This window comes from Natrinema longum, assembly GCF_017352095.1.
In the GTDB taxonomy this organism is placed as follows: Archaea; Halobacteriota; Halobacteria; order Halobacteriales; family Natrialbaceae; genus Natrinema; species Natrinema longum.
Map to the genome: position 1 here is coordinate 1,468,907 of NZ_CP071463.1, position 20,442 is coordinate 1,489,348.

Annotated in this window: 23 protein-coding genes and 1 tRNA gene; 16 read left to right on the forward strand and 8 right to left on the reverse strand. The window is 65.2% G+C overall.

The window, feature by feature from the left end; all coding sequences use genetic code 11:
* Positions 1 to 215 precede the first annotated feature (215 nt).
* From lonB to J0X27_RS07360, 3 genes are read left to right on the forward strand one after another with little or no spacing between them, the layout of a single operon-like run.
* Positions 216 to 2,402: an ATP-dependent protease LonB gene (gene lonB, locus J0X27_RS07350; RefSeq protein WP_207271722.1), complete on the forward strand. Its 2,187-nt coding sequence runs from the start codon at positions 216 to 218 to the stop codon at positions 2,400 to 2,402.
* Complete coding sequence (locus tag J0X27_RS07355) at positions 2,403 to 3,440, forward strand: CPBP family intramembrane glutamic endopeptidase (protein ID WP_207271723.1); 1,038 nt, start codon at positions 2,403 to 2,405, stop codon at positions 3,438 to 3,440.
* Positions 3,441 to 3,465: 25 nt separating this feature from the next.
* On the forward strand, positions 3,466 to 3,810 hold the full coding sequence (locus tag J0X27_RS07360; RefSeq protein WP_207271724.1) for a hypothetical protein: 345 nt from the start codon (positions 3,466 to 3,468) through the stop codon (positions 3,808 to 3,810).
* A 25-nt stretch (positions 3,811 to 3,835) separates the two neighbouring features.
* On the opposite strand, the gene J0X27_RS07365 is transcribed toward J0X27_RS07360, so the two are convergent.
* Both J0X27_RS07365 and rnhB read right to left on the reverse strand, forming a co-directional pair.
* Complete coding sequence (locus tag J0X27_RS07365; RefSeq protein ID WP_207271725.1) at positions 3,836 to 4,489, reverse strand: trimeric intracellular cation channel family protein; 654 nt, start codon at positions 4,487 to 4,489, stop codon at positions 3,836 to 3,838.
* An 87-nt stretch (positions 4,490 to 4,576) separates the two neighbouring features.
* On the reverse strand, positions 4,577 to 5,251 hold the full coding sequence (gene rnhB / locus J0X27_RS07370; protein WP_207271726.1) for a ribonuclease HII: 675 nt from the start codon (positions 5,249 to 5,251) through the stop codon (positions 4,577 to 4,579).
* A gap of 93 nt (positions 5,252 to 5,344) precedes the next feature.
* Here rnhB and J0X27_RS07375 point away from each other — a divergent pair, with 93 nt between their 5' ends.
* The gene (locus J0X27_RS07375; RefSeq protein WP_207271727.1) at positions 5,345 to 5,644 is read left to right on the forward strand and encodes a hypothetical protein; all 300 of its coding nucleotides are present in this window, start codon (positions 5,345 to 5,347) and stop codon (positions 5,642 to 5,644) included.
* A 205-nt stretch (positions 5,645 to 5,849) separates the two neighbouring features.
* On the opposite strand, the gene J0X27_RS07380 is transcribed toward J0X27_RS07375, so the two are convergent.
* Positions 5,850 to 7,223, reverse strand: coding sequence for a tRNA pseudouridine(54/55) synthase Pus10 (locus J0X27_RS07380; protein WP_207271728.1), 1,374 nt, complete (start codon positions 7,221 to 7,223; stop codon positions 5,850 to 5,852).
* Between the two features lie 229 nt (positions 7,224 to 7,452).
* Here J0X27_RS07380 and J0X27_RS07385 point away from each other — a divergent pair, with 229 nt between their 5' ends.
* The 4 genes from J0X27_RS07385 to J0X27_RS07400 all read left to right on the forward strand — a co-directional run bounded on the left by J0X27_RS07385 (position 7,453) and on the right by J0X27_RS07400 (position 9,426).
* The gene (locus J0X27_RS07385) at positions 7,453 to 8,568 is read left to right on the forward strand and encodes a S1C family serine protease (RefSeq protein WP_207271729.1); all 1,116 of its coding nucleotides are present in this window, start codon (positions 7,453 to 7,455) and stop codon (positions 8,566 to 8,568) included.
* Between the two features lie 233 nt (positions 8,569 to 8,801).
* Positions 8,802 to 8,993 carry a DUF7511 domain-containing protein gene (locus J0X27_RS07390; RefSeq protein ID WP_207271730.1) on the forward strand — a complete coding sequence of 64 codons (192 nt, stop codon included), beginning with the start codon at positions 8,802 to 8,804 and terminating at the stop codon, positions 8,991 to 8,993.
* Between the two features lie 8 nt (positions 8,994 to 9,001).
* Positions 9,002 to 9,190 carry a DUF8028 family protein gene (locus J0X27_RS07395; RefSeq protein ID WP_207271731.1) on the forward strand — a complete coding sequence of 63 codons (189 nt, stop codon included), beginning with the start codon at positions 9,002 to 9,004 and terminating at the stop codon, positions 9,188 to 9,190.
* Positions 9,191 to 9,267: 77 nt separating this feature from the next.
* Positions 9,268 to 9,426, forward strand: coding sequence for a hypothetical protein (locus J0X27_RS07400; protein WP_207271732.1), 159 nt, complete (start codon positions 9,268 to 9,270; stop codon positions 9,424 to 9,426).
* Here J0X27_RS07400 and J0X27_RS07405 read toward each other — a convergent pair.
* A complete protein-coding gene (locus J0X27_RS07405) occupies positions 9,423 to 9,608 on the reverse strand; it encodes an HVO_A0556 family zinc finger protein (RefSeq protein ID WP_207271733.1) in 186 nt (61 codons plus the stop codon). The genes J0X27_RS07400 and J0X27_RS07405 overlap by 4 nt on opposite strands.
* A 108-nt stretch (positions 9,609 to 9,716) precedes the next feature.
* Between J0X27_RS07405 and J0X27_RS07410 the strand changes: the two genes are divergently transcribed.
* The 4 genes from J0X27_RS07410 (at position 9,717) to J0X27_RS07425 (ending at position 11,910) form a co-directional block, all read left to right on the forward strand.
* Positions 9,717 to 10,268: a metal-dependent hydrolase gene (locus J0X27_RS07410; protein ID WP_207271734.1), complete on the forward strand. Its 552-nt coding sequence runs from the start codon at positions 9,717 to 9,719 to the stop codon at positions 10,266 to 10,268.
* 170 nt (positions 10,269 to 10,438) lie between these two features.
* On the forward strand, positions 10,439 to 11,041 hold the full coding sequence (gene trmY, locus J0X27_RS07415; protein WP_207271735.1) for a tRNA (pseudouridine(54)-N(1))-methyltransferase TrmY: 603 nt from the start codon (positions 10,439 to 10,441) through the stop codon (positions 11,039 to 11,041).
* 104 nt (positions 11,042 to 11,145) lie between these two features.
* Positions 11,146 to 11,218: transfer RNA gene (locus tag J0X27_RS07420), tRNA-Pro, on the forward strand.
* 416 nt (positions 11,219 to 11,634) lie between these two features.
* Positions 11,635 to 11,910 carry a hypothetical protein gene (locus J0X27_RS07425; RefSeq protein WP_224214620.1) on the forward strand — a complete coding sequence of 92 codons (276 nt, stop codon included), beginning with the start codon at positions 11,635 to 11,637 and terminating at the stop codon, positions 11,908 to 11,910.
* A gap of 88 nt (positions 11,911 to 11,998) precedes the next feature.
* Here the strand turns inward: J0X27_RS07425 and J0X27_RS07430 are convergent, their stop codons facing one another.
* From J0X27_RS07430 to J0X27_RS07440, 3 genes are all read right to left on the reverse strand, one after another.
* Positions 11,999 to 14,158 (reverse strand): hypothetical protein, encoded by a 2,160-nt coding sequence (locus J0X27_RS07430; protein ID WP_207271737.1) that lies wholly within the window; start codon positions 14,156 to 14,158, stop codon positions 11,999 to 12,001.
* A gap of 337 nt (positions 14,159 to 14,495) precedes the next feature.
* A complete protein-coding gene (locus J0X27_RS07435) occupies positions 14,496 to 16,076 on the reverse strand; it encodes an acetolactate synthase large subunit (protein ID WP_207271738.1) in 1,581 nt (526 codons plus the stop codon).
* Between the two features lie 96 nt (positions 16,077 to 16,172).
* On the reverse strand, positions 16,173 to 16,562 hold the full coding sequence (locus tag J0X27_RS07440; protein WP_207271739.1) for a PPOX class F420-dependent oxidoreductase: 390 nt from the start codon (positions 16,560 to 16,562) through the stop codon (positions 16,173 to 16,175).
* Between the two features lie 185 nt (positions 16,563 to 16,747).
* Between J0X27_RS07440 and J0X27_RS07445 the strand changes: the two genes are divergently transcribed.
* Complete coding sequence (locus J0X27_RS07445) at positions 16,748 to 17,005, forward strand: hypothetical protein (RefSeq protein WP_207271740.1); 258 nt, start codon at positions 16,748 to 16,750, stop codon at positions 17,003 to 17,005.
* Positions 17,006 to 17,369: 364 nt separating this feature from the next.
* Here J0X27_RS07445 and J0X27_RS07450 read toward each other — a convergent pair whose 3' ends face one another.
* Entirely contained in the window at positions 17,370 to 17,621 is a 252-nt protein-coding gene (locus J0X27_RS07450) for a hypothetical protein (RefSeq protein WP_207271741.1), read from the reverse strand.
* Between the two features lie 179 nt (positions 17,622 to 17,800).
* On the opposite strand from J0X27_RS07450, the gene J0X27_RS07455 reads away from it, so the two are divergent.
* The 3 genes from J0X27_RS07455 (at position 17,801) to J0X27_RS07465 (ending at position 20,384) form a co-directional block, all read left to right on the forward strand.
* Positions 17,801 to 19,084, forward strand: coding sequence for a sulfatase-like hydrolase/transferase (locus tag J0X27_RS07455; protein WP_207271742.1), 1,284 nt, complete (start codon positions 17,801 to 17,803; stop codon positions 19,082 to 19,084).
* A 70-nt stretch (positions 19,085 to 19,154) separates the two neighbouring features.
* Positions 19,155 to 19,880, forward strand: coding sequence for a profilin-fold protein (locus J0X27_RS07460; protein WP_207271743.1), 726 nt, complete (start codon positions 19,155 to 19,157; stop codon positions 19,878 to 19,880).
* Positions 19,881 to 20,153: 273 nt separating this feature from the next.
* Positions 20,154 to 20,384, forward strand: a complete 231-nt coding sequence (locus J0X27_RS07465) for a DUF7511 domain-containing protein (protein WP_207271744.1) — start codon at positions 20,154 to 20,156, stop codon at positions 20,382 to 20,384.
* The last annotated feature ends 58 nt before the right edge of the window (positions 20,385 to 20,442 follow it).

Genomic DNA, 20,442 nt, shown 5'->3' on the forward strand with positions numbered 1-20,442 from the left:
ATCAGTTACCACCCACCACCGATAGTATTCGATCGGGACAGATCAACCAACAATATATTCCAAATATAGTAACAGCGTATTAAAGAAGTCGGTGTTGTGCGCTGATTCCCATCCACGGGCGCTGTTCCCCCCGGTATCCGCAACTGACACCATCCTCCGCATGGAGAAAGTATATCAGTCCCAATCCCTTCGAATCAGGTACTGAACAGAGTTCTATGAGTAACGATACGAACGTTGACGACCCTCCCGAAGACGCTTCGGACGCTCGCCCCGACGAGGACGAGCCCGAGCGTCAGGGAGATCGGTCGCCGCTCGAGGAGGACGGTGACCGCCACAACGACGTCGACGACCCGATCGAGGACTTCGATCCGGCCTCCAACGAGGACGATCCGATCGACGAATTCGAGACGCCGTCCGACGACGAGGACGACGACATCGAGACCGTCGAGGACCTCGGGAGCACGGTCGAGGTCGATCCCGGCGTCGAGGTCGACGAGGAGATCGCCGAGGACGACCTCCTGGGCGGTCTGAAGATCGATTCGACCGAGGACATCGAGGTCCCCGATCGACTCGTCGATCAGGTCATCGGCCAGGACGAAGCGCGAGATATCATTATCAAGGCGGCGAAGCAGCGCCGGCACGTCATGATGATCGGTTCGCCGGGGACCGGCAAGTCGATGCTGGCGAAGGCGATGAGCCAACTGCTTCCGAAGGAGGATCTTCAGGACGTTTTAGTCTACCACAATCCCGACGACGGCAACGAGCCGAAGGTCCGAACCGTTCCCGCCGGGAAAGGCGAACAGATCATCGACGCCCACAAGGAGGAGGCCCGCAAGCGCAACCAGATGCGCTCGATCCTGATGTGGATCATCATCGCGGTCGTCATCGGCTACGCGATCCTCAGCCCCGCCAGCATTCTGCTCGGCGTCCTCGCGGCAGGGATCATCTGGCTGATCTTCCGCTACACCAGTCGTGGCTCGGACGCGATGGTGCCCAACATGATCGTCAACAACGGCGATCAGCGCGTCGCACCCTTCGAGGACGCGACCGGTGCCCACGCCGGTGCACTGCTGGGCGACGTCCGTCACGACCCCTTCCAGTCCGGCGGCATGGAGACCCCGAGCCACGACCGCGTCGAGCCGGGGTCGATCCACAAGTCCAACAAGGGCGTGCTGTTCGTCGACGAGATCAACACGCTCGACATCCGCACCCAGCAGAAGCTGATGACGGCCATCCAGGAAGGCGAGTTCGCCATCACGGGCCAGTCCGAGCGCTCCTCGGGCGCGATGGTCCAGACCGAACCCGTCCCCTGTGACTTCATCATGGTCGCTGCCGGGAACCTCGACGCCATGGAGAACATGCACCCCGCGCTCCGCAACCGGATCAAAGGGTACGGCTACGAGGTCTACATGGACGACACCATCGAGGACACCCCCGAGATGCGGCGCAAGTACGCCCGCTTCATCGCCCAGGAGGTCGAACGCGACGGCCGCCTGCCACACTTCACCGACGACGCCGTCGAGGAAGTCATCCTCGAGGCCAAGCGCCGGTCGGGCCGGAAGAACCACCTCACGCTGTTGTTCCGCAGCCTCGGTGGCCTGGTCCGCGTCGCCGGCGACATCGCCCGCGCCGAGGACAAGGAGTACACCACCCGGGACGACGTCTTGCAGGCCAAGCGACGCTCGCGCTCGATCGAACAGCAACTCGCCGACGACTACATCGAGCGTCGCAAGGACTACGAACTGCAGGTCAACGAAGGCGGCGTCGAGGGCCGCGTCAACGGCCTCGCGGTCATGGGCGAGGACTCGGGTATCATGCTCCCGGTCATGGCCGAAATCGCCCCCGCACAGGGTGGCGGTCAGGTGATCGCGACCGGCAAACTCCAGGAGATGGCCGAGGAATCGGTCCAGAACGTCTCCGCGATCATCAAGAAGTTCTCCGACGTCGATCTCTCGGAGAAGGATATCCACATCCAGTTCGTCCAGGCCGGGCAACAGGGCGTCGACGGTGACTCCGCCTCCATCACGGTGGCGACCGCCGTCATCAGTGCCCTCGAGAACATCCCGGTCGACCAGTCGGTCGCCATGACCGGCTCGCTGTCGGTTCGGGGCGACGTGTTGCCGGTCGGCGGGGTTACCCACAAGATCGAAGCCGCCGCCAAGGCCGGCTGTACCAAGGTCATCATCCCTGAAGCGAACAAGCAGGACGTGATGATCGAGGAGGAGTACGAGGAGATGATCGAGATCATCCCCTGTGCGAACATCAGCGAAGTCCTCGACGTCGCCCTGATGGGCGAACCCAAGAAGGACTCGCTGGTCGATCGGCTCAAGTCGATCACCGGGACGGCGTTCGACCAGGGCACCGTCGGCTCCGCCGGCGGCTCGAACCCCAGCCCACAGTAAATGCCCCAGTGGGCGACGTTCGTCGGGATTACGGGCGTCGTCCTCGTATTGCTGCTCGTTTTATCGCATCTGACCCAATCGGCGTTTAGCGACGGTCCCGCGGACCCAAGCGACGAGCCCGAAGCCCTGGCCGACGCGTCGGTCGAGGCCGATTCCGACGGCACAGCCACCGACTCGAGCCCCCGACCCCACGAGTCGCCGGCCGATACCGACGGGGACGGAGCCGTCCCTGCGAATCGGGCTGCCGACGGAGCCGTCCGACCGGAGGAACAGCCGTCGAACCTCGACCCAGCACAACGCACGAACAGCACCGGCACGACCGGTGACGAGAGCACCCCCGCGACTGCCTCCGACGGCTCGAGCGAGCACTCGGCCGCCGCTCTCGGTGACGATCGACGGGGACGGCTCGATCAGGACGTCGATCCGGACTCGCTGTCGACCGGGATGGTCCTGGCGAACGTGGCCTTCTCGCAGGGCCTGTTCGCGCTCGTGTTACTCGGCGCGGCGGTCTACACGGCGATTCCGCCGTCGGCGCTGGGGATCGACGCCTCCGTCTCGGCCCTCGAGACGGGGCTGCGCTGGGGGATCGCGGTCGGCGTCGTCGTCTACGTCGGGAACGAACTCGCCGCGGCGGCAGCGACCCACCTCGGCTTCGATCACGACGAGGACCTGCGGGAGCTCTTAGCGCCCGATTCGACCGGCGACTGGCTGCTCCTGTTGGGCGGCGTCCTCCCGATCATCGCCGTCTTCGAGGAGTTCCTCTTTCGGGCGGCGCTGATCGGCGTCCCCGCCGCCGGCTTCGGCATCTCGCCGTGGCTGCTCGCGGTCGGCTCGTCGATCGCGTTCGCGCTCGGTCACGGCATGCAGGGCTCGATCGGGATCGTCGTCACCGGCCTCCTCGGGTTCGTTCTCGCGGCCGTCTTCATCGCCACCGAGAGTCTCCTGGTCGTCGTCGTCGCTCACTACCTCGTCAACGCCCTCGAGTTCGTCGTCCACGAGGGACTGGACCTCGAGTGGGCCGAAACCCTCGAAGGCTAAGGCGTGGGAGCCGATTGATCGAGTCATGGACGTGACTGCCGGATCGACGGCACGCTCTCGAGCGATCACTGCCCTGATCGTCGGCTACTTCGTCGTGATAGCCTACGCGACGATCACGAACGATCCGCTGGCGGCGACCGTTGCGGAACTGGGCTTCGGCGTCATCGCGATCGCCGTGGGAGCGATGCTGTACGGCCAGCGTCGCGGACCGCGATCGGTGCTGGCCGTGGCTGCGGGCTGTCTCGTCGCTGGCGGCGTGTTCACCTTCGGTGCCGTCGTCACGCGGTCGGCGGCCCTCAACGCGCTCTCGTCGCTGCTGGTCTTTCTCGGGGTCGGCTGCTACGTCTACGCACTCTGGCGTGCGAACTGAAACGGGACCCGTTCTCGGTCGTCGATCACGCGCTCGTCCGAAGCACCTGTGCCGTCGGAAGCCGCCAGCCGTAGGTGACGGCGGCGATGCGCGTTCCGACCGTCACCGCTGCACAGATCGCCGCGGCGACGCTCCCGGAGGCCCCAAGGAGGACGACCACCCAGTAGGTCCCACCGCCGAGTACTGCACAACTCGCATAGAAGTCCTCGAGCAGAATGAACGGCGATCGGTCCAGCAGGATATCCGCGAACGCACCGCCGCCGACGGCGTTGATCGTCGCGATCGTGACGACGCCAAACCCCGAGACGCCGACGTCGGTCGCGACGATAGCGCCGGCCGTGGCGAACGCGGCGAGTCCGACGGCGTCGGAGAGCAGCGTAATCGGATGATCGTCCGCCGAATCGACGGCGACGCTCACGCCGATCGCCAGCGCCACGCCGACCAACCCGAGGGCGATCTCGACCGGCGACTGCAGCGCTAGCGGAACCCGATCGACGAGGATGTCTCGCGTCGCACCGCCGGCGAACGCCGTGACGAGTCCGACGACGGTGACGCCGAACAGGTCGAACTCCTCGCGGATCGCCTTGGTCGCCCCGACCAGCGCGAACGCGACGAGTCCGATCGCGTTCATCGCGGCGAACGGATCGACGAACACCGTTGCAGCCACCTCTCGTACCACTGGTTGCCTAAAGGTCAACGAGCGTCTTGAGCGCTACGCATCGTCGGTGCGTTCCATCGGTGGGCTCGTCGACGGGAACGACAGACGCTAAAACTGCTCGAGGCCGGTCTGTTCGGCCGCGGCGAGCGCGTCTTCGCAGGTCGACCACGATTCGCGTGCGAACGGCGGGAGTTCGCGGTGTTCGTCGACGTACGCCGCGAGGAACTCGCGGGTGGTCGCATCGCCCGGATAGCCGCTGCCGATCTCCCCGTACTCGTCGGCGAGGGCGGCGACGTGTGCGTCGCGTTCGACCTTGGCGACGATGCTCGCCGCGCCGACCAGCGGCGACTCGTCGTCGGCTCCGTGACGTGCGTCGACGGCGATCGACTCGAGAGAGCAGGCCGCCGCGACCCGGCGTGCGAACCGGTCGGCGTCGGTGTCGCAAGCGTCACAGAGCCCGGAAATCGGGTCGCTCGCGGCACCGGCGTCGCGGTCGCGGTTCGCAACGGCGTCCTCGATCGCCTCGGCGTGGGCCGCAACCGCGAGCGAGTTCATGTCCGTCTCGGGGTCGTCGATCCGTGCCGGCGTGACTTCGGTGACGCCGACCGCGATCCCATCGTCGTCCCGCAGGGTCGCCGCCAGTTCCTCGCGTCGAGCGGGCGTGAGCCGCTTCGAATCCCTGATTCCGTCGGGGAGGTCGGCCGGGTCCTCGAGGGAGACGGCCGCGGCGAACATCGATCCCAGGGCGGGGCCCTTGCCGGCCTCGTCGACGCCGAATGGCATACTCCGTGGATCCGTCGCCGGGTGCTAAACCGTTGCGTTGTCGGTCCCGGACGTGTCACACGATATTTATCCGTGGGCGCGAAACGGCGTGTCGTGAATTCGGAGACGGAAACAATCGAACTCGATGTCCCGACTCGACTCCTCGAGTCGGCGGGCGTTCTCTCGACTGCGCTCGGAACGAGCCGGTCCGGGCTCCTCGTCGCTGCGCTCGAAGACTACCTCGAACACGTCCGCGACGGCGCGCTCGAGCAGGAGATCGCTGCCGCATACTACGACGACGAAATCACGTTCGAGGAACTGGCTGCGGTGGTCGGTCGGAAGCGAGCGGCGGATTTCCGCGTTCTCAAACGCCACCTCGAGGACTCGGTCGTCGACGAACTCGCCGAACCGTAGCCCTGGTGCGAGAGGGCACAGGCCGCGTGGCCGAACCGGGGGGGGTTCAGGCGGACACCCCTCGGCCAGTGCCGGCCCAGCCGCGACCTGTGGTGGCCGGGTGTCAGTGACAGCCAAACCGTCGCATACGGTTTCCTGTCCCGATCGACCGGTGGGACCGCAGGGCGGTCCCGGTCCCACCGGTACTGACGGACGGGAGACCGTTTCAGGCGTCTCCCGATGCCGGTTCGGCGTCGTCGCGTGGTTCGTCCAGGAAGTACTCCTCGAGTTCGAACGGCTCGTCTTCGCCTTCGACGGCGGTCACGTCCAGTGCCGTCACCTCGGCGTCGGTCTCGAGGACGCCCGCCAGGCTCGGCTCGGTCCGGCCGCCGTCGCTGCTGACGAGTTCCTTCACGTAGAGGCCGCCTTCGCCGTGGATCCGGACTTCGGCCTCGGTCGGCGAGCGGAGATCGGCACCGATCCCGTACACCGTCCGCTCGCGGGTCAGTCCGGCTCGCCGGTGGTCGACCCGTTCGGGGGTGTACTGATCGACGGTCGTCCCCTCGAGTTCGGCGAGCGCCGTCTCGAGGGCGTCTTCGTCGACCGGCTCCGCGAACTCGACGTCTGCCCGGTACTGTTTGCTCGCGTCGTGTTCCTTGACCCGCTCGACCATCTCGTAGGTCGCCAGCCGGAGTCCCGCGACCTCGACTGCCCCGTCGGCGGCCTCGTTGATCTCGCGCTCGAGCGTTTCGGGATCGGGATCGCGCGTCTGCGGTCGTTTCACCTCGAGGACGAACGGCCGACCGCCCTCGAGCATGCGGGCGTCGACGTCCTCCCGTCCCGCGCCGTGGAAGGTGCCCTCGTCGCCGTCCATGGCCGCGACGACGTGGGGGCGAACGACCTGTTCGACGCTCGTGTCGTACATATACCCGGAGCCGCCGCAGTACTCGCAGGGTTCCTCGCCGCCGTCGCCCAGCTGACTCCCGCTGCCGCCACACTCCCGACAGGGCCACTCCGTCTGTGGGATGTCCCGCTCGAGTTTGCGATACCGGCCGTAGACGAACGCGGGGTTGATCTGGACGTCGACCGCGTGGCTCGTGACGGTTCCCGACTCGAGGGTTTCGCGCGGATCGAACCCCTCGAGATCGACGACGGCGAGGACATCGGGCCGATCGAAGTCGACCTCGGTGTCCGTCTTCGCACCGACGCGTCGTCCCACTTCGCGGTTCATCTCGCGTTTCATCGACTCCCCGACCTCGGGCTCGAGGTCGGCGTCCTCACGGAGGAGTCGCTCGTTCTCCTCGACCAGCGGCGGCACCCGTGTGCCGACCTGATAGGTGGCGAAGTCGACGCCCTCGAGGACCTCGACGATCGTCTCGGCGATGGCGTCGAACGTGCCACAGTACCCCTCACAGACCCAGCAGTCCGCGGGATCGGTGGGATCGAAGTCCTCGTCGTCGGCCAGCGCGACCGTCGTCCGTAGCGCCCGACCGCGTTCGGCGTTGGTCAGCCCGAAACTCCGCTCGGCGAAGGGCCGCCCGAGACAGGAGTCACAGACGGCTCCGGTCGCCAGCAACGCGCGGGCGTCTTCCGTGATCATGTCTCGAGAGTGGGGGAGCCGCGGGTAACACGTTTTCCCTTCGCTGGGACGACCGTCGCTGCCCGGACCCATCGACCGGGATACCTCAGACGCCGGCGAGCGTAGCCACCGCGGCCGCTGTGGGTTCGAGGGGAGAGCGTCCTCCCGCCGAGCAGTCGTCTGCACGGCCCCGGACTCGTCTCCGAAGAGAGTCCGGAGGTTCAAATGGATTCGATCCTATCCCCCGACCATGCACGATTCCCGACTGGGTCGGCGCTCGTTTCTCGCGGCTGCGAGCGCCGGGCTCGCCGGTGCCGTCGCCGGCTGTGCCGAGCCCCGAGTCGACAGTTCGATCGAGGGAGACTCGTCCTATACGATCGACCGGGGGAACCTCGCGGCGGGATCCGCCTTTACCGACCTCTACAACGCGATCATCGAAGCGGTCACCCAGGTCCGCGTGTTCGGTATCGAGGACCCCGCAACCGGCGCGGAGGGGCGTGGGCAGGGGTCGGGGTTTCTCTACGACGAGCGTCACGTCGTCACCAACGATCACGTCATCGCCGACGGCGAGGTGGCCGACCTCCAGTACATCACTGGCGACTGGACGAGCACCACGCTCGCCGGTCGCGACTACCACAGCGATCTGGCCGTCCTCGAGGTCGACCACGTTCCCGACGGGGTGACGCCGCTCTCCCTGACCGACCGACGACCCGTCGTCGGGCAACAGGTCGCCGCCGTCGGCAACCCCTACGGGCTCGAGGGGACGATGTCGACCGGAATCGTCAGCGGCGTCGACCGGACGCTCGACTTCCCCGATCGGCAGTTCGCCTACCCGAACGTCGTTCAGACCGACGCCGCCGTCAATCCCGGTAACAGCGGCGGTCCGCTCGTCGACCTCGAGGGCGACGTCGTCGGGGTGATCAACTCCGGCGGCGGCGACAACATCGGGTTCGCGATCTCGGCGGCGCTCGCCGAACGCGTGATCCCGGCGCTCGTCGAGACCGGCTCGTACGATCACTCCGAGATGGGGATCGAACGCAGACCCGTCGACCGCCTCGTCGCCGAAGCGAACGACCTCGAGGCGGCGACAGGGGTCATCGTCACGGATGTCGTCGACGGCTCCGGTGCGGACGGTGTCTTGCAGCCGTCCACGGGGACCGTCCAGCGACGGGGCGAATCGCTCCCCGTCGGCGGCGACGTCGTCCTCGCGATGGACGGGCACCCGATCCCCGACCATCACGCACTCGCGACGTATCTCGCACTCGAGACCAGTCCCGGAGACACGGTCACGATTCGCCTTCGGCGGGACGGGGAGACGATCACACGCGAGCTGACGCTTGATTCCAGGCCGACAATATCGAGATAATCGGTCGAAACGTGTCGTTACGCCGTCTCGTTCGGAGCGGTTTCCGCCCGGTTCGGTTACGTAGCACGCCCGTACACGTCAGTTTTCGTCACGGTCTCGCTCGTGCGATTGACCGACTGCAATCGGCACGGAACCGGGACCTATCGCCCCGGATCGTTGGATTAGCATCTCGATAACAATGGTATCGGCTCCGGTAGCAGTGCCCGGCGCGAGTATCCGTCGCCTGATACCCCATGACCGATGCCGACGTTCACCTGCCAGATAGCGAGGAACCGACTGTCCAGTTCGATCACGTGACGATCGAAAACGACAACGCTCCCGACGAGTGTGCGATCTTTCCGCATGGGGCCAGCGAGGACGAACTGATGACCAACTGGATCACGGCCCACGACGACTCGTTCGTCGACCTCCAGTCGATGCGATAGGTTCGACGATGCGTCTGCACCACTCCGTCACCGCCGCCGGATTCTGGATCGGAACCCTGTTGCCGGTCGTCTATCTCCCCGTGATTCTCGCCGGAATCGACTCGATCAGTCGCCTGTCGCTGTTCGTCGGTCTGCTGGCGCTTCACGCGCTCGCTCTCGTCGTCGGCCACGACTACTCGGGATCACGAGCGCGGTGAGTCGGTTCCGGTCCACTCCGGAACTGGTCAGTTGTGCGCAGAAAAGCACTACGTACAGGCCTGTGGTACCATCTCACATGAAAACCCGCTGTCCGCTCTGTCACCGATCCGTTCCCGGCGACGCACAGCACTGGTGTCGCTGTGGCAAATCAATGGATTCGCGCTGTTACGACGCCCACAGCGACTGGTGTGCCGTTCGCAGTCGTGAGGGCTGGATCGATGTGTTCGAGCGCTAATCGAGCGGGACCGACCAGAGCTGTACCCGTGGCGTCCCACAGCTGTCACAGATGACCGCCCTGTTGTCCTTGTAGCTTGCCCGCTCGAGTTCGCCCTCCGAACAGTGGTGACAGGACCGTCCCTCGAGCATCGCGAGCAACTGTCGGTCGCCGCCCGACTGCGAGGGCTCTGATTTTGCCATGTAGTCACTGCATACGGGAGACGGGGGAAACGGTTGGCCATGCCTATGCAGTGGCCACCGCCGTTCGAGTCGAAGCGCCTATGTCCGTCTCCGCTGTACGCCCGCAGGATGTGGCCCTGGGGACACCTCGCCGTCGCCTATCTCCTGTACACGGCCGTGACCCGTCGCCGATTCGATAGCCCCCCGCGTGCCATCCCCACGATCGCGCTCGCGATCGGGTCACAGATGCCCGACCTGATCGACAAACCCCTCGCGTGGAATTTCGGGCTCCTGCCCGGCGGTCGAACCCTCTCACACTCGCTTCTCGTCGTCGCCGTCCTCGTTCCGTTCGTCCGCGCCATCGCGGATCGACTCGAGCGCCGTGCGGTCGGCATGGCGTTTCTCGTCGGTTACTGCTCGCATCTCTGCTCGGACGTGCCACCCGGCGTGCTCTCGGGGGAGTTCGCGAGCGCGTCGTATCTCCTGTGGCCGATCCTCGAACAGCCACCCGAAGACCCCGTGGCCGGCATTCTCGATGCGATCCTCCACTACTACGCGATGGGGTCCTACGAGTGGGTCCAGATCGGGCTCTTTGCCGTTGCCGTCGTGATCTGGTACCGCGACGGTGCGCCCGGACTCGGGCTGGCCCGGACCGTCCTCGAGCGCCGACCCAGCGTTTGACGTCGCTCATCGCGTCCGTCTCGCCGTTCGGGAGGATCATAGAATGTACCTAATTATCTCTTAAGCACACAGATCACTGTGTTTCTATCCGAGATAGCGTACGACGTTCACATCGATCCCCCCTCGGGACGAATCGTGGGAGCTATTCCGACCGTCGCCGTTGCGTCCCTATGCGCCAGTTCGTGCTCATCGGTCACGACGTGCCCACCGACGGCAACTTCTCGCTCGACGACCTCGCAGGCGGTGCCGGCCGTCTCGACGCACTCTGCCGGTCGATCACCGCCTCGTTCGTCACCTCCCATGGGATCCGCGAGGCCGTTCGCGTTCACCTGATCGTCCAGGACGAGTTCACGATCACCTTCGACGGGAGCGACCTCCGGCGACTCAATCCCGACGAGCGAAGCACCGCCGCGCTCGTCCGTACGGCCCTCGAGCACCGCGACGACGCGATCGGCGCACTGCCCGCCGAACCCAGTCCCGGTATCGAACTCTACCGTCGCGGGTTCGAGGCCACCCTCGAGGCAATCGCCGACGACGGGCCGATCGTCCAGCTCCACGAGGACGGCGAGGCGGTCGTCGACGTGGGGACGGACGCGCTCGCGGATCCGATCTTCGTGTTGTCGGATCATCGTGACTTCAGCGCCGACGAAACGGCGGTCCTCGAGGCGTTCGCCGATCGGCGGCTTCGACTCGGACCCGAATTACTGCACGCGGATCAAGCGATCACGGTCGCACACCACTATCTGGATACGGACGGCTACGAGCGGTTTTGATGGTGCTTTCCGGCGGGTTCGGCTCGAGGAACCGGCGTCCCCTCGGGCGGTCCGACGGTGGGTTTCGGAAGCGTTAAACGACCGGACGCGTACACTCGACATGCGGGCCGGTGGGGTAGCTTGGTATCCTTCGGCCTTCGGGTGGCCGTAACCGCAGTTCGAATCTGCGCCGGCCCACTTCTCCCGCAATCAATCTGGGTTCACAGACGTGAGTACGTCTCTTGTAAATCCTGTCGCGTTACTGACTGTTGATTCGATGTCCTGGTCGATTTGACCGAAGACGTACGCGGTGTACGCGAGCGGTCGTGGTGCCAATAGCGGCCTCGCTCGAGAAGCGGCTCTCGGCCCGACAGAGCGCCAGCGTGCGTCTCGGAAAGCCGACCTCGCGGATACGGTGCTGTCCGCCGGTGTCTCCCGTGTGTAATAGACCCAAATCAACGTCTATACGACCCAATAGGCCAGAATTTGGTCAGCCTAAATACGTCGGCCACCAACTCCGAAGCAGAGGGATGAAAACGACGATTTCGGTACGACCCGAGCTGGAGAGACCGACGAACCGACCCCTACGGGTCACGTTCGGGACACTGTGGCTGGTGGACCTCGTGGCCACGGTCTTTCTGTTCCTCGTGCCCTACGCCACCGAACTGAATCCGCTTACCACGCTGTTCTACGATACCATCGGACTACCCGGCGTTTTGCTTGCTGGCACCATCTACGCAGTGCTCGTCGTCCTGATCGGCTACGTACTGTCAAAACCAGTCGATGGGGTGTTCCTCATCGGCGTGGCTGCGGTGTATGGCGTCTGTGCGACTAACAACGTCGTGCTGTTGTTGTTCCGGGAACCGATCGTCGAACAGCTCGTCCTGTGAACTCGCCGGGCGAGCGACCCGATAACGGTCGCTGAAACGAGTTTTACGCCGCCCGAAAGCCGCCATGCGGTCGAGCGTGCATCGACTTTCAGGGGGTATGGGAGAGTTTCTCGGCGTTTCGGGCCTGTTCGGAACGGCGCGTCGCCTGCTCGAGTCGTTTCTCCGATGCGTTCGAGAGCGACTCGGGCACCTCGTCACGAGCCTCGGCGAGTCGCTCCGATACGCGCTCGAGTCGCTCGAGTACGGTCTCGAGTTGTCTGTCGGCGTTGCCTCGGTCCCCATCGCGTGCGCGTTCGGCGGCTCGCCGTGCAGCGTCGACCACGGCCGCGAGAGCGCGCTCGAGTCCGGTGACGGCGGTCGAAGAGCCGCGGCTTTCGTCGGTGGCATCGTCCGCTGTGTCGTCATCGTCGGACCACTCGGCTCTGTCGTCGTCGGTCGCATCAGTATCACCCGCTTCGTCGTCGAGGGACGCGATCTCCACCCTGGTCTCCTCGGCGACGTCCACCACGAACTCGGCGAGCGAGGCTTTCCCGGTCTCCGGCCGCTCGATGCGAACCGCCGCTTTGGCCCCGGGCTCCGGGTTAACTCGATAGGCCCCGACGGCGTCGTCGCCGTCACGAACCTCGGTCGTGTAAGCCCCGCCGTCGTGAACGTAAACGGCGTCGCTCCCGTCGACCGACGATTCGTACAGTCGCCCGGCGAAGTCGTCTTCGACGGCCACCGCCGCGAGATCGGTCGCCACCGTTTCGTCGCCGACCTCGAGTTTCGTCGCCCGGTCGCGAGCGACCAGCGGGATCTCGCCGTCGACGCCGGCAACCGTCGTGGTTCCGTCTCCGTCCGCCGAAACGGAGACGCGCTCGCTGTGTGGCGCGCGACCGGCACTGTTGACCGTCAGTCGATGGTCACCGGCCGGAACGCCCTGTGCGACGGCGACGCCGCCGAACGTCGGGACCGCCTCGGGGTCGCTTTCGAGCAGGGCGACCGCCTCGAGGCTCGTATCGGTCGTGGTCAGCCCTTCGTCGACTGGTGCGTCCTCGGCCGTGATCGTTTCCGTAACGCGGCTGACGACGGTGTTGATCGGTGCGGCCTCGCCGATAGCATCGTACCGATCGGCCAGGGCCGTCCGATGGGTCGGGACGGAGATGTCCGCTGCCGGGTTCTCGTAGCGAGGCTGGCTCCACGGCGTCCCCGTCGTCGTGAGATGGCCAGCGAGGGCGTCTTCGACCTGATCCGGAACCGAGAACTCGAAGCTCAACTGTGGCCCGGTAAACGCCGTGATGTGCTCGAGATCGGTGCTCGGAACCAGCTCGTACTCGATGTCTGCCTCGCCCGGCCGGTCACGGTGCTGGAAGACGAGCCCCGTTTCCCGCGCCGGGAGATCCGTCGGCGGTGACGTCAGCGCGTCGAACGAACGGACGGTTAGCTCGTCGGTGATCAGCGACTCGCGGGTGACGGACGGTAGCTTCTCGTGGTCGTATATCGGTTGTCCCTCGTACTCCGGGACGAGATAGGGGAGCGTCGAGCCCTCGTCGCGTGGCAGCCCGTAGGCCAGCGGGATATCGGCGAGGTCCTCGATCCCCTCGAGGGCCGTGTTCGTGATGTCGGCAAGCAGGTCCTCGACGGCGACCCGCTGGAAGCGGTCGGCCACGTCGTTGACCGAAAGCGCACTCGAGTGCGAGCCCAGTTCCGAGAGGATTCGGGGCGTCATGTCGGGCTCGGGGTCCAGAAATTCGTTGTTGGGAACGGTCCGGGAGTGAGAGCTGGCGACGTACAGTTGGGGCTCCTCGGTCTCCGTGTCGACGAAGACGTGGAGCACTTCCCAGTCGTGCCAGTGGAAGTTGGTCGTGAACTGATCGAACGCCGAGTAACACCAGAACTGGACGACTGCCAGCGGCGAGTCCTCGTACTCGACGGCGTGATAGAACACCGTCGGGTTCGGCGGCTCGCTATCACTGTACCGTTCGTGGTAGCCGTCGAAGGCGTCGAATCCGGTGACCACCGTCTCGCCGTCGCGCTCGCTACTGTACGGTCGCGGGTCCGTCGGAAACCACGGCTCGTGGGTATCGAAATAGAACGACGGGGCGAACCGCGTCGCTAACGCTCGAGCCCTGTCCTCGTCGACCTGGGTCGTCTGCCCGTCGGTCTCCCGCTCGAACGCCGAACAGCCAGCAACGGCGACCCCACTGAGGCCGGCGACCCCACTGAGAACCGTTCGTCGATCCAGCTCCGCCACCGCATCGTCGGTCACGGGGTATCACGATCCGTTCGCGAACTCGCCGGTGCTGTGGCCACGACCGCTCCTGTGCCGGGCATACCCCTGTATAAGCGTACCCGGTGAAGAATCCTTCCGTCCGTGCCGGTCGACGAACGTGACCCAGCCCGTTCCGGAGTCAACGATCCCCGAATTCGCGACGAATCCGTTCCCGGCTCTCGAGGGCGATCCCGTAGAGATCGAACACCCGATCGGCGATCCGGCGATCGAGTTCCGCGATCCGTTCGTCCGATCATCCGGCGTGGAACTCCCTGCCCTCGAGCGCCGATGGGGCCGGCCTCGCCTTCGGGATCCGGAACGGTCGAGCGGTCGCTCACTTGAGTCGGATATGGATCACCGCCAACTCGTCGGAGGGCACGGCCTCGGCGAACGCCGCCTGGATCTCGGCCCACGTGTCGGGGCGATAGGCCTCGATGCCGAAGCTCTCGGCGAACGTCACCAGATCGGGCGTCGTCAACGCCGTGCCGACGTGCTCGCCGCGATGCTCGCGTTGCTTCTCGGAGATCAGTCCGTAATCCTCGTCGTCGAAGACGACGGTCGTGAATCCACACGCCAGCCGCGTCGCGGTCTCGAGTTCCGCCGCGTTCATCATGAAGCCGCCGTCGCCGGTCCCCGCGACCACGTTCGAATCGACCGCCAGATCGGCCGCGAGCGCGCCTGGGACGGCGATCCCCATGCTCGCCAGGCCGTTCGAGATCACGCACGTATTCGGCTCGTAGGTCGGAAACGACTGGGCGATCGCCATCTTGTGGCTGCCCACGTCCGAGACGAGGACGTCCGAGTCAGCCATCGCCTCGCGCAACAGCGGCAACGCGTTTCTCACCGTCACCGGATCGTCCGCGGCCGGGGCCTCGGTCACCGCCTCGAGCAGTCGGTCGTGGAGGTCGTCACACCACAGCGAACACGCCTCGTCGGGCAGGCGATCGTCGATGGCGGAAAGCGCCGCGCCCACGTCGGCGACGATCTCCACGTCGGGGTTGTAGTGTCGATACACCTCTGCGGGTTCGTAATCGACGTGGACGATCGTCTTCTCGAGGTCGGGGTTCCAACCGGCAGGATCGTGCTCGGCGATATCGTAGCCGACGGCGACGACGCAGTCGGCTCGTTCGATTGCCAGTCCGGCCTCGCCCTCGGGCCCCGAATCGAGCGTCATCAACGAGGCCGGCTCGCGGTCGGAGATCGAGCCCTTGCCCATGTACGTCTCGACGACCGGAATCCCGACGCGATCGACGATGGCACGGATGTGCTCCGACGTGCGGGTCCGTACTGCGCCGTTGCCCGCGAGGACGATCGGACGCTCGGCGGCCTCGATCAACCGCGCCGCTCGGTGGGCCGACGCCGCGTCCGGATCCGGTCGCCGAACCGGATCACGAGTCGGGATCGGGTCGGCGTCGACGGCCTCGCTCGCGACGTCTTCGGGGAACTCGAGGTGGGTCGCACCCGGTTTCTCGTATTCAGCGATCTTGAACGCTTTTCGCACCGATTCGGGCGTGATCTCGGGCTCGGCGATCTGGGTGTTCCACGCGACGAGCGGCTCGAAGACGTCGACGATATCCAGGGCCTGGTGGCTCTCCTTGTGCAGTCGCTCCCGACTCCCCTGGCCGGTGACCGCGACGACCGGGCTCTTGTCGAGTTGGGCGTCGGCGACCCCAGTGATGAGGTTCGTCGCGCCGGGACCGAGCGTCGAGCAGCAGACGCCCGCCTCGCCAGTCAGGCGGCCGTGAACGTCGGCCATGAACGCGGCTCCCTGTTCGTGGCGCGTCGGAACGAACCGAATCGAGGAGTCGCGCAACGAGAACAGCAGGTCCTCGATCTCCTCGCCCGGAACCCCGAAGACGCGGTCGACGCCTTCGGCCTCGAGACAGCTAACGAGCAGGTCGGATGCCGTCTGCATGGGCGTCCCGACCACACCGCTGTCCATTAATCGTCCCCCTCAAAGAAATCCGACAGGAACGGTGCTCGAGCCGTTTCGCTGGACGAACGATCCGCGTCACAAGACGCGGTCCGGCCGAATTCGCAGCAGGACGCGTTCCGTCTCGATCGGGTTCGGATACTCCTCGGTGTCCATATATCGCAGGGCGAGTTCGTCGATATGTGCTCGAGCACCCTCGGTCGTGATCTCGTCGACTTCCCCGATCACCGAGAGATGCCGATAGGGGTCGTCCGGGTCGGTCATACTGACGCCGACGCCGGGGTTGTGCTGAGCGTTTCGCTCCTTCTGGCGGCCGCGTTCGGTGTTGACCAGGAGCCGGTTCTCGTCGGCGTCGTAGTCGACCCATACCGGCGTAACGTGGGGGAGCCCCTCCTCGGTCAACGTCGCGACGTGGGCGAACGTCTTCTTTTCGAACAGCTCGTGGAACTTCCCGGGTATCGATACCATGGGCTTCGTTCACTGGCACCAGTCATGTATCTGCTGCCAAATACTGCTGACTACGATCGGACGGAAATGGAGACGCCGCGGTCTCGGCCGATCGAGTGACAGCGACCACGGATAGTGCCGAAAGCCTCGCAGACCACGCGTATGTCGGCTGACAGCTTATGGACATCGGCAGCGATTCCACCAGTATGACTACACAGAAGCCGTCGACTCGCAGGCGAATACTGACGCTAACAGGGACAGCTGTCTCGACCACCCTCGTTGCCGGCTGTGGCGGCCCGGGCGGGGATGGCGACGGAAACGAGACCGAGGAAGACAACGAAACCGAAGCCGAAGAGGGGACCGGAAACGGTCAGGATATGGAAAACGAGACCAACGAAACCGGAATGAACGAGACCAACGAGACCAACGAAACCGGAATGAACGAGACCAACGAAAGCGAGTAACTGGTATCGGACAGCAGGGGAGTCAGCGGTCACGGATCGATAGCGATCACCTGTGGAAACGGCCGCTCTCGATCGGTGCGGGTTCGGCGTTGGCCGAACCGCTGGCGGCGTTTCACGAGCGAGCAACCGATTCGCGCTTGCGCTCTCGGCACGACCGCTGTGTTGCACCACGACGAGAGACGCTCGCGCCTTCCGCACCGCGAAGCGAGAACCGCGAGAGGCGAACGGTGTTCCCGTGAACGATCGCTCATCGAACCGTTCTGTCCGACAGTAGAACCGCGTTCCGTTCGAGAGTTCGCACCTGCGAGTTGCAAACGGTGTGGCGCTGTGGGATCGACCGCCGTCGGTTGGTAGAGGAGTCGCGCTAACTGCGGTAGCCAAGCGCCTGGAGTCGGGTTTCGACCTCTTCTTGATCGACTACAGTAACCGCCTCAGTGTCGGTGGCATCCTCGACGCGGCCGAGGATTCCCTCGAGGACGAACGTCACGTATTCGTCGGTCGTGTCGAATTCGCTGTGTGCGAGTCGCTTCTCGATGCGGGCGTGAACCGCCGCGGGGAGTTCGACCGTGGCTCGTGGCTGTCTCTCACCGGTTTGGTTCTCGTCGTGCTGTGCCATCGGTTCGTCCGATCTATACTGCGAAACGAATATTGTTATTCTGCGACTATCGTCGTGACCAATCGGAACTCGCTCTGTTTCGGGACGAGTCCGGGATCGACACCCGGCTCGCTCCGCCGGGAGGGTACCTGCCCATAGCCGTGACATTACTAAGTAGATACCAATCGCGAGCCGCGACAATGACCGATCCCGATACTCGAACCGACCGACGGTGCCTCGAGCCGGAGCAGGATCTCGATGACGTTATCCTGATCACCGTCGACAGCTGGCGGGCCGACTACTGCGGGTTCATGGGTGGTCCCGACGATCTCACACCGACGCTGGACTCGCTCGCCGAGGACGGACTCGTGTTCGAGAACGCGATCGCACCCGCCCCGGAGACGAACAGTTCCGTCGCGACGATGTTAACGGGGCAGTACCAGAACCCGTCGCTCGAGTCTGATGGAACTGATTACACGGAATGTACGCGAAACCACATGCGAACCCGTCGGTCGCTGCCCCAGCGGTTCGGTGAACTCGGGTACGAGACGGCCGCTTTCACGGCCAACCCCTGGACGTCGCGCTACTTCGACTTCGATCACGACTTCGACCACTTCGAGGATTTCATGGAACAGAGTCTTTCGGCGGGGTTCGTCGACGGCGGCGCCGACCAGCGCGGATTGATCGGTGACGTCGCCGCCCAACTCGCCAACTGGTACCAGGGTCAGGACATGTTCATGAATTGGGAGGCGTTCTACGGAGACGTTCGAGCGTGGCTCGATGGAGCGGAATCACCGTACTTCCTGTGGCTCTTCCTCGTCGACGTGCATATGCCGTATTTCCCCCCGAGTGGCTACCGCTCGCGGTCACGGCTGCTGACTTACCCCGCGAACGCCTCGCTGTTCGCCGGTCAGCACGAGCTCCCGTTCGAGTCGGTCTTTCGCGACGTGCTCGTCGACAGCTACGAGGATTCGATTCGATACACCGACGAGTTCTTCGGGCAGCTCACCGCGGACGTCGGCGGCGACCCGCTGATCGCGATCACCGGCGACCACGGCGAGGCCTTCGGCGAGAACGGCGTTTACGGTCACGGTCCGGAGGTTTCCGAGGAGATGTTGCACGTCCCGTTCGTCGTCGCGAACGGACCCGACGAGACGGTCGAGCGGCCGTTCTCTCTGCGCGACCTGCCCCGACTGCTTCCCAGGCTCGCGACCGGAGCGACGTTCGAGGACCTCCTCGATACCACCGTGTGGGCTCGCAACTACGATCCGGCGGTCGCGATCCGTGGTCGGGACTGGCGATTCGAGTGGCGACCGGACGAGCAACACGTCGAGGTCCTCGAGAACGGCGAGTGGGAACGCCGACGGGTACCGGAACTCGAGTTACTCGGACGAGAACTGCTCGAGAGCCACATCGAGGCCGAGCGTGAGCGTGGACGCGTCCTCGACGCGGTCGACTCGCTCGCGGCGGAGGCGGCCCTGTAGTCGTCTCGGCCGAAGCGATCGGCTGCTCGAGACGCAACGATTACCCTCCACGAGCCCCGTCCCTCGAGTAATGACCGACGGACTCGAGACGGAAATCGAGGGGATGGACGACATCGCCGAGCGACGGGACGAACTGGCCACTCGCGTCCGGACACACGCCGGCGAGATCGCGCGGGAGCTCGCCGTCTTACAGGGTGGGGATTACGGACAGGAGACGTTCAACACCGACGGCGGGAGCTGGACGCTCAAGTACGAGGCCGGCGACGTGCAGTATCTCAAGTTCGACCCGAAATCCGGGTCGGAGACGTACGTCGTCTCGAGCAAACAGCCACCCGAACCCGCCGCGCTCGAACGGGCACTGGACGACTACGGGGCGTTCGTCGCGGCCTACAACGAGTACGTCCGGTCGTTCGACGGGATCCTCGAGGACGTCCCCGACGAGTTCCCCGCGGTCGAGTCGACGGCCGAACTGGTCGCCGAACGGGATCGAATCGTCGACCGCATCCGCGACGTGGGCAACGCGATCGCGAGCCAGCTTCACCGGTACGACGGCGAGTACGGCACCTACGCGACGACGGTTTCGGGGACCCGCTGGGAGCTGAAGTGGGACGGTGACGTCGTCTCCTACCTGCGAGTCGGCGGCTCCGACGGGATCTACCTCCTTTCGCAGTACGGCCCGCCACCGGCCCCCGAGGTGCGACGGCTCGCCGAGGATGTCCCCGCGTTCGTCGCTGCGTTCAACGAGTACGTCGAGGACCTCGAGGCCGACCTCGAGACGATCGAGTTCGACGACTAGTCCATAGCCGCGGGCTGCCAGCGGTGTGTAACTCGGTCCACCGGTTCCCAGAGGCAGTGGCTCCGGATCGCTGGCACGAATCGAGAGGAACGTGTATGGTGTCGTTTCGACCGTTCGATACCTCGTACGATTCCGTTACGGCCCCGAGTCGATGGCTCGAGGGAGATCCGGACCGGTACCCACCGGAGGGGAGCGTTCTATATCGGAACTAGTAGCCGTTTTGTACCGTCTGTGCCTACGGGAGGGTGGCGACGGCGCTCGCCTGGACCACCTATGAACGGCCCTCCGACCCGAACTGACGATGGAACCGTCCACGACCGTATCGCTGGCACCGACGGGAACGACCCGGCGGGCCCGGCGGCGTTCGATGCCATCGTCGTTCGCTACGAGTCCGGCAACGATCGCTGTACGTTCGTCCCCCACAACGGAACGACCGAGGAGAAACTGAACGCCTGGCTGACCGTGGATCTCGAGGCCGTCGTCGATCTCGACGATGTCCGCTGATGACAGCTGCGGGACGTTCTCGGTACGATCCCGGCCGGCGACGATGGAAGTCCGGTGA